Here is a 17,009-nt window from a genome sequence, read left to right as displayed (position 1 = left end):
TTTAAAGATTGTAAATCAACCAGTTGTGAGATTTTTGTCTTAAAATAAATATAAATTTCCTATAAAGCATTGAAATCTAACAGGATACTACAGGATGCCACGGAAATAAGTTCTGGATAAATTTGAAAAACTATTAAACTAACCAAAATTTAACTTTTATGAAAAATAAGCTTAATCTTTTGCTGATTATGACCCTCTTTGCTTTATTGCACGGATCGGTTTATGGGCAAGAAAAAACGGTTACAGGAACAGTTACTGACCCTTCTAAACTCTCCATTCCGGGAGTCAACGTAATTGTTAAGGGAACCAACAGGGGAGCCAGTACTGATTTTGATGGAAAGTTCACCATAAAAGCATCCCAGGGAGAAACTTTGGTTTTTTCCTTCGTGGGATTTTTGAAAAAAGAACTAAAAGTAGGTACTTCAACTACTTATAATGTTTCTTTGGATGCAGAAAGCGCTAACTTAAATGAAGTGGTAGTGATAGGCTACGGAACCCAGAAGAAAAAATTAACTACGGGGGCCATTTCAGGAATCAAAACAGAAAATTTTACAGAACGACCTATCTCGAGAATCGATCAGGGTTTAATTGGTCAGGTAGCCGGTGTGCGCGTCAAGCAAACAACAGGATTACCAGGTCAGCCTTTTAGTATAGAAATCAGGGGATCAGGATCCATTACGGCAGGAAACGAGCCTTTGTATGTGGTGGATGGATTTCCTATTTATACCGAAGGATCCAATAGCAACGGGGGATTCTCAAGCGGAAGCCCGTTGGATAACATGAACCCAAATGATGTAGAATCGATCGAAGTATTAAAAGATGCCGCGGCAGCTTCTATTTATGGATCAAGAGCTTCAAACGGAGTGGTGTTGATTACCACTAAAAAAGGTAAAAAGGGAAAAACTAAATTTACCTTTAATATGTATGGCGGTGTAAACAAAGAGGCCAACAGAGTAGATATGTTGTCTGCTCAGGGATGGATTGACAGGGCGAAAACCATGATTGATTCCCAGTGGGTAGGATCAGGAATTGCGGGAGCTTCTGCAAGCCAGAACAATGCCGAGAGAATTGCAGCTTATAACGCAAAAAATCCAACTGCGCCTCTTACAACTGCCAACACAAGGTATTATTCCTATTTGTATGATGAGAGATGGGATATTCCCGGACATCCTGGACTTGATTATATCGACTGGCAAGATAAAGTTTTCCGCACAGGAGAATTCAATAACTATCAATTATCGGCCTCGGGAGCTACAGATGTGGTGAATTATTATGTGTCTGCCAATTATCAAAAAAATACAGGATATATTGTGGGAACTGATTACACCTTGTTTTCTGCCAGAGCCAACGTAGATTTTAAATTATCAGAAAATTTTAAAACAGGAATAAACATTGCCCCTTCCTATTCGATCAAAAATGATCCGGGAGTAGAAGGAAAAGACAATACCTTATTTAAGGCCCTTACGGCAACTCCGGTTTTTGAAAGCGCCTCTAATGCGGCAGGAGAAAAATACACCACAAGATATGCCTGGGGAAGCAGCACCACAAATATGCTAAACGCACTGGCCAGAACAGGAAAAAACTCCATGTACAGAACTTTGATCTCTACCTATGCAAGTTATCAGTTTGCAAAAGGATTTACATGGAAAACAACATTGAATTTTGATAACTCAGACAATACAACAGAGAGTTATACACCCAACGATGTTCAGGCAAGTATTAGAGGAGCTTATAACACGTACAGAAGACAAAATTTAGTAAATGAAAATACCCTGAACTGGGATAAATCATTCGGAAATCATAACCTCAATGTGCTTTTAGGACAGTCTTTTAGTTCCTATGAAATCATGAGGTCCAACTTATCTTCTGGAGCATTATATAACAGCTCAACTGTAGAAACATTGCCAACAGGATCATTAGGATCTACAAATGCAGAAAAAAGTACATTACTATCTTATTTCGCAAGGCTGCAATACAATTACAAAGAAAAATACATCTTATCTGCAAGTGTAAGACGTGATGGTTCTTCAAAATTTGGATCAGACAAACAGTGGGGAGTTTTTCCTTCGTTATCATTAGCATGGAGAGTAAAACAGGAAGCGTTTATGCAAAATATCGACTGGCTTAGTGATTTAAAACTAAGAGCCAGTGGAGGTCTTAACGGAAGTAATAATATTGGCAGCTATGCTTCTTATGCAACACTGGCTACTTATAATTATTCTATTGGCGGAGCTGCTGCAATAGGACAAGGAGCATCATCAATAGCCAACCCTTCATTGCACTGGGAAGAATCAAGAAGTGTCGATTTCGGATTGGATTTTGGGATATTAAAAAACAGAGTTACAGGTACATTTGAGACCTACAGAAAAAATAATAGTGAATTACTTTTAAGAGTACCTATCGTTGGGGCGACCGGATTTACAAGTTACCTGACCAATGTGGGAGAAGTACAAAATCAGGGGTGGGAATTTGAACTAAGTTCTTTAAATGTGAAAACACCAAGTTTCGAATGGAGAACATCAGCCAATTTAAGTCATAACGAAAATAAAGTATTGGCATTAGGCCCGGGTCAGAGTAAAATTGAAATTAGCAATGCCTACGATGGAGGAGTTCCCTTTGTAAAATTAGAAGTTGGAAAACCCATGTACACCATATTTGGATTACAACAAAACGGAGTAGTGACACAAGCTGATATCGACGCGGGAGGAACTACAATTGGAGGAAACAAACTGGTTCTGGGAGATCCAAGATATATTGATCAGAATGGAGATAAAAAAATCAATGCAGATGACCGTGTAGATTTAGGGAATCCAACTCCAAAATATACCTGGGGAATTACCAATACCTTCAAGTATAAAGATATTGATCTAAACATACTGGTTCAGGGACAAAACGGAGGAACAGTTTATGGACTCACAGGAAGAGCAATTGACCGTACCGGAATGGGATCAGTTGAAAACTCATTAAATGTAGATCCATCGGTGAGAGGAAACTGGAGAACCTCTTTTGGATATCAGGCCAATTCAGACTGGTTATACAAATCAGATTATGTGAGTGTTAGAAATATTACCATTGGATATAACCTCAGACAAGCCATAAAAGGACTCAGCAGAATCGATAATATGAGATTGTATGTAACAGGAGAAAACTGGTTCTATTGGAACAAATATAAAGTAGGTTTTAATCCTGAAGCGGTAAATACCTCAGGAAGTTCCAATAGCGATTTTTCTGTACCGGTAGATTATGGAGGAGCTCCTTTGGCAAAATCTTTAGTGATAGGACTTAACATTAATTTTAATTAAAATAAAATGAAAAAATATATTTATTTACTAACAATTGTATTGGCAATGACATCCTGCACCGATGAATTGGATCAATTGCCATTATCACAGGGAACAATTGAGAATTTCTATGCTACACCTGGGGATTTTGTTCAGGCTAGAAATGCAACCTATTCTGTAGCTTTTCACGGAATGGGAACCTACGGTTATGCCAACAGGGTTTTGAATTTAAGTGAAGTAAGATCAGATAATTTGCTGGCAACCACTCAGGCTTCAAGAGATTGGGAAGGAATCAATAGTTTCTACACCTCGATAAGTTCGAACACTTACGTGAAAGAAGCCTATTTGAGTAATTATAATGCCATTAATAAAGCCAATCAGTTACTGGAGAAAATCGCTGAAAAAGGAGATCAGATTTTTACCAATCCGGCTGAGAAAGCCTCCATGATTGCCGAGGCGCGTTTTCTTAGAGCATTCTGTTATTTTGATTTAGTAAGATGGTTTGGAAGGGTTCCTTTAATGGAAAAAACAATGACGGCTACCGAAGCTGCAAAAATACCAAGAACCCCGGTGGTAGATGTTTATAAACTGATCATTTCAGATCTTGAACAAGCCATTGCGGATCTTGCTCCCTCATACGATGCAGCCAATTTTGGCCGCGTTACTAAATATGGAGCAAAGGCATTATTAGGTTTAGTGTACATGACCCGCTCAAGCCCAACTTATAATATTGATGGGGCTACACTTGGCTTAAACGAATGGGACAAAGCCTACCAACAGTTAAACGATATTAAGCTAAGTGGTTTATATGTCTTTAATACAGATTACGAATCTATTTTTAAAGTAGAAGGAATTACCAATAAAGAAAATGTATTGACGATTCCTTATACTCAAAGTTTGCCACTTGCCGTAGGAGGTAATTTCATGGTGGAGTTAGGTTACGAGCCTTATTTTGCCTCATTAAATTTATCAGCGCAGGGAGCTCTGGAAGCAAAACCAATTTCAACTGGTTTTTTGAATTTATTTGAAGCAACAGACAAAAGAAAAATATATGGTATTGCCACCAGTTATACTGTTGCAACGGGAACCTATAAAGGAAGTTATACGCTGCCGGTTTTCAAAAAATACATCGATGCTGCCAGATACGGAAACGGTCGTGAAGACTGGGGTGTTGATTTTATGGTAACACGTTACACCGATGTACTGATGCTGATGGCCGAGTGTACGCTTCACGGTGGCGGGGGGTCGCAGGCAGAAGTAGATGATATTGTAAATAAAGTAAGAACAAGAGCAGGTGTTGCGGCAAATGCATCTAATATTAAACTCGATGAATTGTTTACAGAAAGAAGAAAAGAATTCTTCTCAGAAGGAACAAGATGGTTTGACCTTATAAGATCAGGAAAAGCAGTAACTACTATGAACGCCTGGAAAGCGGCAGAAGATACTGAAGGAAAAATTAGAACAATCGAAAACAACTCGTTGTTATATCCAATTCCTCTATCAGAGATCTTAGCAGTTCCTGGCCTTTATGATCAAAATCCGGGTTACGATTAATATTTTGATTTTTTTTATTTTTGTTTTTTAGAACAAAGCTGTCTTTTTCAGACAGCTTTTTTTTAGCTTTAAAATTCAAAATAAACAGGAAAGCACAGGATACCTTTACCGTTTAAGTGTTTTAAATTTAAAGTTTTAGTATTTAAAAATATTCCAATGATGCATTTCAAAAGACTTCTGTTAATTCTACTGGTTTTTAGTACAAAATACTGCGTATGGGCACAGGTTAAACTTCCAGCTTTAGTGGCTGATAATATGGTATTGCAGCAAAATGCAAAAGTTAATTTATGGGGATGGGCAGCCCCAAGGGAAAAAATAACAATTCATTTAGGGTGGACAAACTCCCCGGTGGCTATTACCGCAGATGTCAATGGAAACTGGAAAACAGCAGTTGACACGCCCAATGGAAGTGACAAGGCCTACGATATTTTGATCAATGCATCAAATACTATCTCTTTAAGAAATATTCTAATTGGCGAAGTCTGGCTTTGTTCGGGTCAGTCCAATATGTTTTTTCCTGTGGGAAGAGAAGATAAAACCTGGAAAACCGGAGTTAAAAATTACCAAGAAGAAGTTAAAAACGCCTCTTTCCCTAATATTAGATTCTTTACCGTGGCGGTTAATGCTGCGCAAACACCGCTTGAAGATGTTAGTGGAAGCTGGAAAGTGTGTACGCCTGAAAGTATTCAGACATTCTCTGCCGTAGCCTATTTCTTTGGCAGGGATTTATATCAAAAACTAAATGTACCCATCGGATTAATCTCGACGTCCTGGGGAGGAACAAAAGCAGAAGCCTGGACCGCTCAGAGTGTCTTAGAAGGGGATGTTGCCTTTTTACCGATTTTACAGGAAGATGCAAAAAATGAAAAAGTATATCAGGAAAAACTCGAAGCCTATTACTTAGGTCTTACCAACGAGCGAATTGCAGCTGCTGCAAATGCCGAGAAAGCACAATTAAAAAAGCCTAAAAAAGAAGCCAACAAAACCTCGTATGTCCTCTACAATGCCATGCTTCACCCTCTGGTAAATTATACTATAAAAGGCGCTATCTGGTATCAGGGAGAGAGCAATTCAGCAAAAGCCTATTTGTACCGGTCTTTATTTCCGGCAATGGTAAAGAGCTGGAGAGAAGAATGGAAACAGGGTGATTTCCCTTTTTATTATGTACAAATTACACCTCACAAAGGACAAAATCCCGAAATACGCGAAGCACAATTAATGTCTTTAAAAACAATTCCAAATACAGGAATGGTCGTGACAACAGATCTTGGAGATGCCAATAACATTCACCCAATAGACAAACAAACCGTGGGTTATAGACTGGCTTTAATTGCCCGTGCGAAAACGTATGGAGAAAATAAACTGGTGTATTCAGGACCTATTTTTAACCATATGAAAATTAAAAAACAAAAAGCACAATTGTTTTTTGATTACGCAGAATCGGGTTTAAAACAAAATGGAGAAGTGCTGAAAGAATTCGAAATATCAGGAAACGATCAGGTTTTTTATCCGGCTGATGCCAAAATTGAAGGAAAAACAATTGTAGTTTCCTCTTCAAAAGTAAAAGAGCCTCTTGCCGTTCGTTTTGCATGGAAAGCCATACCGGAGCCTAATTTATTCAATAACGAAAATTTACCCGCGTCACCTTTTAGAACAGATGATTGGGAAATTAATTCGCAGAAAAATTAAGAATATAAAATGAATAGAAGACAATTTATAATCGGAAATTCTCTCGCTGCGATGGCGCTGTGTCTTCCATTTTCAGCGAAAGCCATTACTTTATGGGATGATCCAAAGCTTTCTGATTTCGAGAAAAGACTTCGGCCAGTGGGACGCGCTTTAGAATTCGAGGATTATTATGTTTGGTGCAACAGCCCAATTGAAGGTCCCGATGGTAAAATTCACGTGTTTTTTTCCAGATGGCCCAAAGCAAAAGGAATGAGCGGATGGATCAACAGCTCTGAAATTGCTCATGCAGTTGCCCAGAATCCTGAAGGTCCGTATGAATATGTCAGCACTATATTAGCGCCCCGAGGCGAAGGTTTTTGGGATGCAACAACCTGTCATAATCCAAGTATTCATTTTGTAGAGGGAAAATATGCGCTTTTTTTCATGGGAAATTCCAACGGAAAAATGAATACAAAACGCATTGGACTGGCCACTTCCGATTCTCTTTTCGGACCCTGGCAAAGACCCGATGAGCCATTATTACTTCCGGGAAAAGAAGGCCAGTGGGATGATCTTTTAACTACAAATCCTTCGTTTTTAAAACATCCAAACGGTGAATATTGGCTTTATTATAAATCATTGGATACAGAAAATTACGAGCATCCAAAATTTCCGGTAAAAGGCAATAGAAAATACGGACTGGCGATAGCTAAATCCCTTGAAGGACCTTATAAAAAATACGAACACAATCCGGTTATTGATTTCTCTAAACTGGGAGATAATAAACAATGCGAGGATGCCTTTGTTTGGTATGAAAATAAGAAATTCAAAATGCTGGCAAGAGATATGGGCGTTTTCGGGATCGATTACGGATTGTACATGGATTCTGAGGACGGAAAGAATTGGAGTGATCCGCAAATTGCCTATCAGCCCTTAAACAAATATATCAATCAGCCCCAGGCGCCTAAGCATTTAAATCGGTATGGTAGGGTAGAGCGTCCCCAGTTGTTGTTTCAAAACGGAAAAGCGACTTATTTATTTACCGCTTCGCAAGGAGGAAAATACCAGACCGCTTCGGCATTCATTTTTAAAATAGTTTAAAAGGTGCTGATTTACAAGGAACAAAGTGGCAAAGGTAAAAAGGGTCAAAGCTATGTGAATTGAAACAAGTGAAACGCCTTTTTGAGACAATTTAAAACTTATGTATCTATGTGTTTAAACAATTACGCCCAACAAAAAAATAAAAATCATTAGAAAAAATGGAAAATAATACAACAGTGAGAAATGCTTTTACCATGCAATTAAAACCGGGTTTTCAGGCCGAGTATAAATTGCGTCATGATGCAATCTGGCCTGAATTACAAACCTTACTTTCAGAAAGCGGAATTCAGGATTACAGTATTTTTTTAGACGAGGAAACCTTAACGCTTTTTGCTGTTCAGAAACTCAGTAAAGATTTCGATACGAATTTTTTGCCCAATCATCCCCTTGTAAAGAAATGGTGGAGCTATATGGGAGATATAATGGAAACAAATGCAGATAATTCGCCAAAAACCATTGTGCTTAAAGAGGTTTTTCATTTGGATTAAATGAGTAAATTGTCATTAAATAAAAACAAAAAAGAATGAAAAATACTGTAAAATTATACACCCCTATTGCATTATCAGTATTGATTTTTGCCAGTTGTAATGCACAGAAAAAATCAAACACAAATACCATTGTTTTAAAAAATACTTCTAATATAGAGGTGCCTCAAAAAGCTATTTCGATAAAAAGAAACCAACTTTCCCTAAATAACCCAACAGGAACGTATCCTGTTTTAATTTATAAAAACGATACAATTCCAGCGCAGGTTAACGATTTGGATGCAGATGGAAAATGGGATGAATTATTTATCGTTACTGATTTTTCACCAAAACAAGTTAAAACAGCCACCTTAAGCTGGTCTGATACAGATCCAAAATTTACAATAAAAACAAGTGTAAGATTCGGAAAGAGAGAAGCCAAGAACCTGCCTGTTCATCCGGCAAGAGATGAAGTCTTGATGGCCACTGAGGTACATAAAAAATTAGGATATCAAAAATACCAAACCGATGGCCCATCTTGGGAAAATGATAAAGTAGGCTTCAGGCATTATTTGGATGGAAGAAATTCAAAAGATGTTTTCGGAAAAAAAATACCTGCCATTACTCCTGAAGATGTTGGTATAAACAGCAAAGGTGCTGTTGAAGACAATTATCACGTGATGCATGATTGGGGAAGAGATATTTTTCCTGTCGGAAATTCAGCCGGACTTGGGGGGTTTGCTTTACTGATCGATAATAAAATTAACAGACTTGGAATTATTGGAAGCGATACCATAAACAATATCGAAAAAACAACATTCAAAATCGTAAGTGAAGGTCCGGTAAATTCGATTTTAAGTTATAACTATCAAAATTGGGAAGCTTCAGGAAATAAATATCAGGCACAGGAAACTACATCGATTTGGCCTGGAATGTACGGTTATAAAAACACTATTTCGGTTAATGGCTTAAAAGGAAAAGAAACACTTGTAATTGCATACTCGAATTTAAACAATCAAAACCCTTTGCAGATAATTGATGCCGGAGATTTTGTATGTTTCATATTGCATGATAAACTGACCTACGAACGCCAATGGATTTTAGGAACTGCTGTAATTGTGCCAAAATCGGTTTATAAAGGTTACATCGAAGCGCCTAAAACAGGAAAGTTAACAGATTCTTATTTGATAAAACTTTCTGCAAAAAACAATCAACAAGTGAGTTATTACCCAATAGCGGGCTGGGAATTAAGCGCAGATAGTAATTTTAAAGATTCGAAGTATTTTACCAATTACGTCACGACTTTAGCCAAGCAGCTTTCGGCTAAAATTAAGGTTGAGGTGAAGTAAGATAACTACACGATTAGATAAAATATTATTATGAAGACTAATAGTGGGATTGGCTCCTAAAAAAACAACTAACACTAACACTAACACATAACCAAAATGAAAAATATTTTTAAAATTTTAATCTGTATGATCGGTTTTTCGCAGAGTTCCTTTGCACAGAATTATGCCAATGATACATTTCCGGATGGAAGCGAAATCACCAATTGGTTTAAGGATTATTCTAAAATTCAGCTAAAAGATCTTGGCAAAAAATATACTATTACAGATTTTGGAGTAGGAAAGGACAGTACCAAAATTCAAACAATTGCTATTCAGAAAGTAATTGATAGAGCTGCTGCAAATGGTGGCGGAGTTATTGTAATTCCAAAAGGAGTTTACTTAAGCGGCGCGTTGTTTTTTAAACCTAAAACTACATTATACGTTTCTGAAGGCGGAGTGTTGAAAGGTTCTGATAATATCGACGATTTCCCAATAATGCCATCGAGAATGGAAGGTCAAAATCTGGATTATTTCCCCGCTTTGGTCAATGCATACGGAGTCGATAATTTTTCGATTTCAGGAAAAGGAACCATTAACGGAAACGGAAAAAAGTATTGGGATGCTTTTTGGGCGCGACGCAAAGAGAATCCTAAATGCACCAATCTCGAAGTTTCAAGACCGCGATTGGTTTTTATATGGAACTCCAATAACGTGCAGTTTCAGGATGTGAGACTAATTAATTCTGGTTTCTGGACGAATCATTTTTATAAATGTAATAATGTAAAACTGCTTGATCTTTATATTTTTTCTCCTCACATTACCTCAAAAGCGCCAAGTACAGATGCGATCGATATTGATATTTGCACTAACTTTTTGGTAAAAGGTTGTTATTTGTCTGTTAATGACGATGCAATTGCCTTAAAAGGAGGAAAAGGACCTTATGCAGATCAGGATAAAAACAACGGACCCAATGCCAATATTATCATCGAAGATTGCAATTTTGGATTCTGTCATTCGGCGCTAACAAACGGAAGCGAATCTATTCATAACAAAAACGTAATTATGCGTAATTGTAAAATAGACGGAGCTTCGAGATTATTATGGCTCAAAATGAGACCTGATACACCACAACGATATGAATATATTAGAGTAGAAGATATTAAGGGAGAAGCCAAAACCTGTCTGGCTGTTTTTGCGTGGAAACAATTTTTTGACTTAAAAGGACGCCCTGATGTTCCGTTGTCGTATGCAGACCATGTTACTTTAAAAAATATCGATCTTAAGTGTGATACTTTTTACGGAGTAGAAAATGATCCAAATGTTCGTTTATCCAATTTTACATTTGAGAATTTTAACATCCAGGCAACCAAAACCGACATTGATAAAAGCATAATAAATGGGGTGAATTTTAAAAATGTTTACCTGAATAAACAGCTAGTGGAGTAATTTTTCCTCAAATTCTCATCTTATTTCAGGTTGTTTATTGCCTAAAAGTTAAAATTTGAGACTGTTTTTTAAGATTTGGAGAAAAAAAATAAAATTATTTTCAACGGGTTTTTACACGTCGTGTAAGCCTCTGTTTTTAGAGTTGGATAAATAAGTGATTGATTAGTAGTTGTTTGGTTCTTCTGGGCTTCACGAAAAAAAGTGAAGTAAATTTAATGTTAACCCGAAGCCTGAAAAACACTGATAATTTTAACGTGAAATATGTTGTAACTATCAATCAAACTTTTATTTTTGCGGCTTAATTTAATCATTATAAGCATGAAAGATCTATTAGTAAAAATCAACGCCGAAATTGACACATTTAGAGCAGAAGCTGAATCTTTAACAGAAAAAGGTGTTAAAGCTGCTGGACCAAGAGCTCGTAAAGCTACTTTAGAAATCGAAAAACTTTTAAAAGAGTTTAGAAAAGTTTCTATCGAAGAATCAAAAAAATAATATTTTTATTCAAAATAAAACCTCGTTTAAGCAATTAAACGAGGTTTTTTTATGGGAAAAATTTGACTTTAGAAGTTAGATGTTAGAAGTTATGAATGAATTAAAATTGTCACGCAACCCATAACTCAAAATTCAAAATTCATAACACATAATCCCTAAGTGCACAGTCTTTTAATTTTTTAATGCTTTCCGCTACGGTCAATGCATTGAGATTAGCGCCTTCTGCGCCAGTGTGCGTATGATCTTTTGGGAAAAAGGCTTTTACTTTTTCTTTGCCTAAAGCTTCATATTTAAGCGCAACTATTTCATTTAAATCGATATAAAAGACATTTTCCTTTTCAGCAGCTTCTTTCGACCAATTTCCGTATGTATCATTTCTTCTTTCTACTTTATCGTTTGGCCATTCATTTCTTGGCGTTTGGCTTAAAACAATAGGTATAGCACCTTTTTCTTTGGCTTCGCGAATAAATTTGGTCATGTACCATCCAAAAGTATGTACAGTTTCTTTAGAGCCATCTGTAAGGGTAACTTCTTGTGTTTCATCGCCATTTCCTTTAAGGGAACCTCTAAATTTTTCCTTATCAATAGCCCCGGCATCATTATGCCCAAACTGAATTAGTATATAATCTCCGGGTTGTAACTCATTTTTAACTTCATTCCAAAGGCCTTCATGATCATAAGTTCGGGTACTTCTGCCGCCTCTGGCTTTGTTAATGACTTCAATTCTGGTTGTATCACAATACGTGGGGAACGGAACTCCCCAGCCTACAGCATTTTGATCGCCATTATTGTTGGCCATTGTAGAATCTCCAATTAAATACACTTTCCTTTTGGCAGGAAGCACAATTTTTGGGTTTTTTAAAATATAATTTTTCAAAGAGTTTTTGCTTTCTTTTAATTGATCAATAATTACCGAAGCAGAAAGCACCGCACCTTTTGCTGAGGTATGCGTATGGTCTTTTTTATAAAAGTAAGTTCCCGTCACTTTTTGTTCGCCCAACTTTTCCATTTCCAGGGCCATTTTATCATTCAAATCGATAAAAGTCACTTTCTCTTTCTCAGCGATTTGTTTGGCCCATAAACCGTATGATTTATTGTTGCGCGGCACTTTCCCTTCTTTCCAGTCGTTTCTCGGAATCGGAGAGCAAACAATCGGAATCGCCCCTTTTGATTTTGCCTCACGAATCACCTTTTGAATGTACCAGCCGTAGCTGTGAACAATTTCATGTTTTTTAGTAAGGATATTATCAATTTCCTGAGTTTGGTTTCCGATTCCTTTGATCGTTCCTCGGGCGCGAAGACTATCGTTTAAAGGCCCATCATCATTATGCCCAAACTGAATCAGGACATAATCTCCTTTTTTGAGTTTATTTAAAACCGCAATCCACAAACCTTTATCCTGAAAAGTTCTGCTGCTTGTACCGCCCAAAGCATGATTTTCGATATTGAGTTTTGTGGTATCTAAAAATTGCCCAATATAATCGCCCCATCCCCAAAGTCCGCCGGAACCATCGCCTTTACCATTTTTTACAGTCGAATCGCCAACCATAAAAACAGTTGGTTTATTTTCTTGTTTTAGTGTGAAATTGAAAAAAAGGAAAGCCAGAGATAACAGGGCTAATAGTTTAATTGATTTCATGAAATAGGTATTTTGTTTAAAGTAATATTTAGCACATTTTAATAATCTAAACTCAAAAAAGTAAACCAGTCTCCAACCTTCGCTGTCAATGAAGTTTTTAATTTCAATCGACTCGTTTCATCTGCGTACTTTTTTCGCAATCCCTTAGCGAGCTCAAAGCAAAGCGAAAAATAAAACCTTATGTCCCGAATCTTCGGGATTGCCTAGACCTTAGCGCTCTTTGTGGTAAAAGTCATTTACATTTTCATGCAGAGCGAAGCAAAAGCCATTATCAGGAAACCTGAAACCTGAAACTTTTTTATAGCATAGTTAATTTGATGATATTTCAAAACTAGTAGTTCTATTTTTATAAAGTATCCTGTACTATGATGTTAAAAAAAAAAGAGTATTCTAAATTATTATATTGCAAAATCAGGTAGGTACAGGATACTATACCACTAAAAAACAAAGAAATTGCATCGGCATTACCGAATTAATAAAATTAGAACCTATTAATTTTATTATCCGAATTTAAGGATAATTCATTTTTTACAACGCTATGGAAATTAAAAAACAATCTATTCAAATCCTGACAGCTTTATTTTTAATGTGTTCAATGATGATTTTTGCACAAGAGAATAAAACACCACGCAAAATACATTATGTGCCGCAGGGAAATAGTTTTGTTTTAAAAAATGGCACCCGAAAATTCAACAGAGCATTGTACGGCTCTAATACAGGATTTAGGGTAGAAACTGGCGATTTGCCTGAGTTTGCCATGTATATGCCGGGTATGGGAGGAAATTTTAAATTAGGTCTGGTAAAGGGAAATGAAAGCAAATGGATTACTGAAACTTCAAAAATTGATACACGATATGTTTTGGGCACGATGCATTATACTATTGAAGACCCGATTTTAGCAGACGGAAAACTATTTGTAGATGTGGCCGCCTTAAAAGAAAGTGAAGGCTTTATCGTGAAAGTATACGGTAAAAATGTATCTAAAAACATCAGCTTAATTTGGGCTTTTGGCGGAGCAACTGGAAAAAAGTTTAGCCGGGACGGGGATATTGGTGCTGATCCCGAATCGGTTTTTTATCTGCAGCCTGATTATTGTGTCAATAATAAATACACGATCAAAAAGCAATCATTTCTATTAGAATATGGCTCTGAAAGCAATAAACAAAAAACAGGAAACAATAAAAACCTTACCGGATTTTTCCCGGAATCTTTAACACATTTAGCCAATGCAAAGTCTCAGAAAACCCCATTAGAACTTTATAATTCAAATCCCGAATCACTGAGTCTCATTACAGGAAAAATAAAATCAATTAGTGAGAAAGGGGATTATTGGCTGTTTTTGGCAGAAGATTCTAAAACAAATTACAATCAGAAAAATATAGCACAACTTTACCAAAAGTCAGTTCAGCAAACACAGCTTTTGGCCAATAGAGTGAAGGTTTCAACTCCGGATCCTTATATCAATACTTTAGGAGCTGCGCTTGCCATCGCTGCCGACGCAATTTGGGAGAGTCCAGCTTATCTTCATGGTGCCATTGCCTGGAGAATGTATCTAAATGCCTGGCGAGGCGCTTATACAGCTGATCCTTTAGGCTGGCATGACAGGGCAAAAACACATTTTACCAGTTATAGCAATTCTCAGGTAACAAGTCCTGAGAGTGGCCCGATTGTATTAGATGAAGAACGAAATTTAGCCCGCCAAAAAGAAGAAATAGGAACATCGATGTTTAGCAGCGGGTATATTAGCCGAAGTCCAAACAAGAATAACGTGCCGCATCATTATGATATGAATCTGGTTTTTATAGATCAAATGCTCAGACACTTTAAATGGACGGGTGATACCGCATTCATAAAAGAAATGTGGCCAACCATTCAAAGACATTTAAACTGGGAAAAAAGAAATTTTGATCCTGATTCAGACGGATTATACGATGCTTATGCGTCAATTTGGGCCAGTGATGCTTTGCAATACAGCGGAGGTGGAGTCATTCATTCTTCGGCTTATAATTATTATGCCAATAAAACAGTGGCGCAAATTGCGAAGAAAATTCAACAAGATGAAAACCCGTTTACCAAAGAAGCAGATAAAATTTTAACAGCTACTAATAGCCAGCTTTGGGTGGCCAATAAAGGAATTTTTGCCGAATATAAAGATGCTTTAGGAAACAGATTATTGCACGATACGCCGGGAATCTGGAGTATTTACCACACCATCGATTCAGAATTATCGAATCCATTTGAGAGTTATCAAATGCTGGATTATGTCAACAATCAGATTCTGCACATTCCGATTTCGGCGGAAGGATTGGATAAAAAAGACCTATATGTCATTAGTACTACCAATTGGCAGCCTTATACATGGTCAACTAATAATGTGGCACTGGCCGAACAATTGCATACTTCTTTGGCGTTTTGGCAAGGTGGACAATCAGAAAAAGCCTTTACAATGTGGGAAAGCGCTCTGGTCGAGAGCATGTATTTAGGCGCTTCACCGGGTGGATTCGAGCAGCTTTTATATCAGGATGCCATGCGTGGGGAATTGTATCGCGATTTTGCGGACCCAATTGGTATGGCCTCAAGAACGCTAGTTGAAGGACTTTTCGGGATTCAGCCCGATGCTTTGGCTGAGGTTTTAACCATCAAACCCGGATTTCCTGAAAAATGGAATCGGGCTTCTTTAGCAATTCCGGATATTTCAATTGATTTTAAAAGAGAAAATAAGCAGGAAAAATACCAGATCAAAAACCATTTTTCGACTAAAATGAATTTAAATCTGGTTTTGAATTCGTCTTATGAAACTGTTGAAAGTATTACCGTTAATGGAAAATTAGTTTCCTGGAAATCGGTTCCCGATAACATAGGAGATCCTAAAATCAGTATAGAAATTCCGTATAATACCGTTTATGATATTACCATTAAATGGAAAGGAAATAGAATAGAAGATGTTCAGCCAAAAGAAAATTATGCTGTCAATGAAATATTAGATTTGAAGACTTCTCAGGCTAAAATTGTATCCATATACGATCCGCAATTCGTTTTAAGTGAAATTTCAAAAACGGAAAATTCGCTCAGGGCAAAAGTGAATTCGGCAGGTAAGAAACTCTTTTTTGTAGAATTGAAGCAAGGTGAATTATCTTGGTGGAAACCCATTCATGTAAATGTAAAAGAAGAAAATAAATTCAATAAAGAGAGTACAAACTGGGATCTGCCGTTGGATAGATCAGCAGGTGTAGAAACAATTCCGCTTACTTCATTTTTCAATTCAAAAGTGGTCGATATTTTCAATTATGAATATCTATCGCCAAGACCACAAACAGTTACTTTACAGCTGCCAAAACAAGGAATTGGAAATTGGTGTTATCCCAATATTTCGGTAAAAATAGATGATAAAGGTTTACGTGAAAAAGCAAAAGCAAATGGACAGATTACAACGCCAAACGGAATTCCGTTTCAAACGCCTTCTGATGAAAATCAAAAAAATATCATCTTCACCTCCATGTGGGATAATTTTCCTCAGAGTATCAATATTCCGCTAAACGGAAAAGCGTCACATGCGTATTTCATGCTGGCCGGAACGACAAACCCAATGCAAAGCCGAATCACAAACGGAGAAATAACCATTAATTATACTGATGGAACTTCGGAAATCCTGCCTTTAAAAAATCCTGAAAACTGGTGGCCAATCGAACAGGATTATTTCATTGATGGTTTAGCCTTTACAACTGGCGCGCCAAAACCACCAAGAGTTTATTTTAAAACAGGAGAAATTTCCAGAGATTTCAAAGATTTTAAAAGCATAAAAGGATTCACAAGTTATGGAGTCGATGGTGGGGCAGGAACGATTTTAGATTTACCATTAGATAAAAATAAGACATTAAAAAGCTTGACTTTAAAGACTATTGCCAATGATGTGGTGATTGGTTTGATGAGTGTGACGCTAATTAGAGAATGAGAAATGTAAACTTTGTCAAAGTTTTAAACTTTGACAAAGTTAGAGCATTAAACCTGAAACCTGAAACCTGAAACCTGAAAC

The 17,009-nt window shown here is 37.0% G+C and carries 10 protein-coding genes; 9 read left to right on the top strand and 1 reads right to left on the bottom strand.

Annotation, left to right across the window (positions count from 1 at the left end):
- Nucleotides 1–158: 158 nt before the first annotated feature.
- The 8 genes from IRZ78_RS23415 to IRZ78_RS23380 all read left to right on the top strand — a co-directional run bounded on the left by IRZ78_RS23415 (nt 159) and on the right by IRZ78_RS23380 (nt 11,337).
- Nucleotides 159–3,302, top strand: a complete 3,144-nt coding sequence (locus IRZ78_RS23415) for a TonB-dependent receptor (protein WP_194619497.1) — start codon at nt 159–161, stop codon at nt 3,300–3,302.
- A gap of 6 nt (nt 3,303–3,308) precedes the next feature.
- Nucleotides 3,309–4,835, top strand: coding sequence for a RagB/SusD family nutrient uptake outer membrane protein (locus tag IRZ78_RS23410; protein ID WP_194619495.1), 1,527 nt, complete (start codon nt 3,309–3,311; stop codon nt 4,833–4,835).
- A 156-nt stretch (nt 4,836–4,991) separates the two neighbouring features.
- Nucleotides 4,992–6,524, top strand: coding sequence for a sialate O-acetylesterase (locus IRZ78_RS23405; RefSeq protein ID WP_194619493.1), 1,533 nt, complete (start codon nt 4,992–4,994; stop codon nt 6,522–6,524).
- 9 nt (nt 6,525–6,533) lie between these two features.
- Nucleotides 6,534–7,604: a glycoside hydrolase family protein gene (locus IRZ78_RS23400; RefSeq protein ID WP_194619491.1), complete on the top strand. Its 1,071-nt coding sequence runs from the start codon at nt 6,534–6,536 to the stop codon at nt 7,602–7,604.
- A gap of 158 nt (nt 7,605–7,762) precedes the next feature.
- Nucleotides 7,763–8,092 carry an L-rhamnose mutarotase gene (gene rhaM, locus IRZ78_RS23395; protein ID WP_194619489.1) on the top strand — a complete coding sequence of 110 codons (330 nt, stop codon included), beginning with the start codon at nt 7,763–7,765 and terminating at the stop codon, nt 8,090–8,092.
- 35 nt (nt 8,093–8,127) lie between these two features.
- Nucleotides 8,128–9,417 (top strand): DUF4861 domain-containing protein, encoded by a 1,290-nt coding sequence (locus tag IRZ78_RS23390; RefSeq protein WP_194619487.1) that lies wholly within the window; start codon nt 8,128–8,130, stop codon nt 9,415–9,417.
- Nucleotides 9,418–9,513: 96 nt separating this feature from the next.
- Entirely contained in the window at nt 9,514–10,842 is a 1,329-nt protein-coding gene (locus tag IRZ78_RS23385) for a glycosyl hydrolase family 28 protein (RefSeq protein WP_194619484.1), read from the top strand.
- 318 nt (nt 10,843–11,160) lie between these two features.
- Nucleotides 11,161–11,337 carry a histone H1 gene (locus IRZ78_RS23380; protein WP_055095391.1) on the top strand — a complete coding sequence of 59 codons (177 nt, stop codon included), beginning with the start codon at nt 11,161–11,163 and terminating at the stop codon, nt 11,335–11,337.
- A 139-nt stretch (nt 11,338–11,476) separates the two neighbouring features.
- On the opposite strand, the gene IRZ78_RS23375 is transcribed toward IRZ78_RS23380, so the two are convergent.
- The gene (locus tag IRZ78_RS23375; protein ID WP_194619482.1) at nt 11,477–12,976 is read right to left on the bottom strand and encodes a rhamnogalacturonan acetylesterase; all 1,500 of its coding nucleotides are present in this window, start codon (nt 12,974–12,976) and stop codon (nt 11,477–11,479) included.
- 538 nt (nt 12,977–13,514) lie between these two features.
- On the opposite strand from IRZ78_RS23375, the gene IRZ78_RS23370 reads away from it, so the two are divergent.
- Nucleotides 13,515–16,928 (top strand): DUF4450 domain-containing protein, encoded by a 3,414-nt coding sequence (locus IRZ78_RS23370; RefSeq protein ID WP_194619480.1) that lies wholly within the window; start codon nt 13,515–13,517, stop codon nt 16,926–16,928.
- The last annotated feature ends 81 nt before the right edge of the window (nt 16,929–17,009 follow it).

The sequence above is a fragment of the Flavobacterium sp. CSZ genome (genome assembly GCF_015350725.1).
Lineage (GTDB): Bacteria > Bacteroidota > Bacteroidia > Flavobacteriales > Flavobacteriaceae > Flavobacterium.
This window is presented reverse-complemented; position numbering and strand designations above follow the sequence as displayed.

Bases quoted from the DNA above. Each gene is read 5' to 3' on its own strand.
- IRZ78_RS23415 (WP_194619497.1), top strand. From the start codon at position 159: ATGAAAAATAAGCTTAATCTTTTGCTGATTATGACCCTCTTTGCTTTA.
- IRZ78_RS23410 (WP_194619495.1), top strand. From the start codon at position 3,309: ATGAAAAAATATATTTATTTACTAACAATTGTATTGGCAATGACATCC.
- IRZ78_RS23405 (WP_194619493.1), top strand. From the start codon at position 4,992: ATGATGCATTTCAAAAGACTTCTGTTAATTCTACTGGTTTTTAGTACA.
- IRZ78_RS23400 (WP_194619491.1), top strand. From the start codon at position 6,534: ATGAATAGAAGACAATTTATAATCGGAAATTCTCTCGCTGCGATGGCG.
- rhaM (WP_194619489.1), top strand. From the start codon at position 7,763: ATGGAAAATAATACAACAGTGAGAAATGCTTTTACCATGCAATTAAAA.
- IRZ78_RS23390 (WP_194619487.1), top strand. From the start codon at position 8,128: ATGAAAAATACTGTAAAATTATACACCCCTATTGCATTATCAGTATTG.
- IRZ78_RS23385 (WP_194619484.1), top strand. From the start codon at position 9,514: ATGAAAAATATTTTTAAAATTTTAATCTGTATGATCGGTTTTTCGCAG.
- IRZ78_RS23380 (WP_055095391.1), top strand. From the start codon at position 11,161: ATGAAAGATCTATTAGTAAAAATCAACGCCGAAATTGACACATTTAGA.
- IRZ78_RS23375 (WP_194619482.1), bottom strand. From the start codon at position 12,976: ATGAAATCAATTAAACTATTAGCCCTGTTATCTCTGGCTTTCCTTTTT.
- IRZ78_RS23370 (WP_194619480.1), top strand. From the start codon at position 13,515: ATGGAAATTAAAAAACAATCTATTCAAATCCTGACAGCTTTATTTTTA.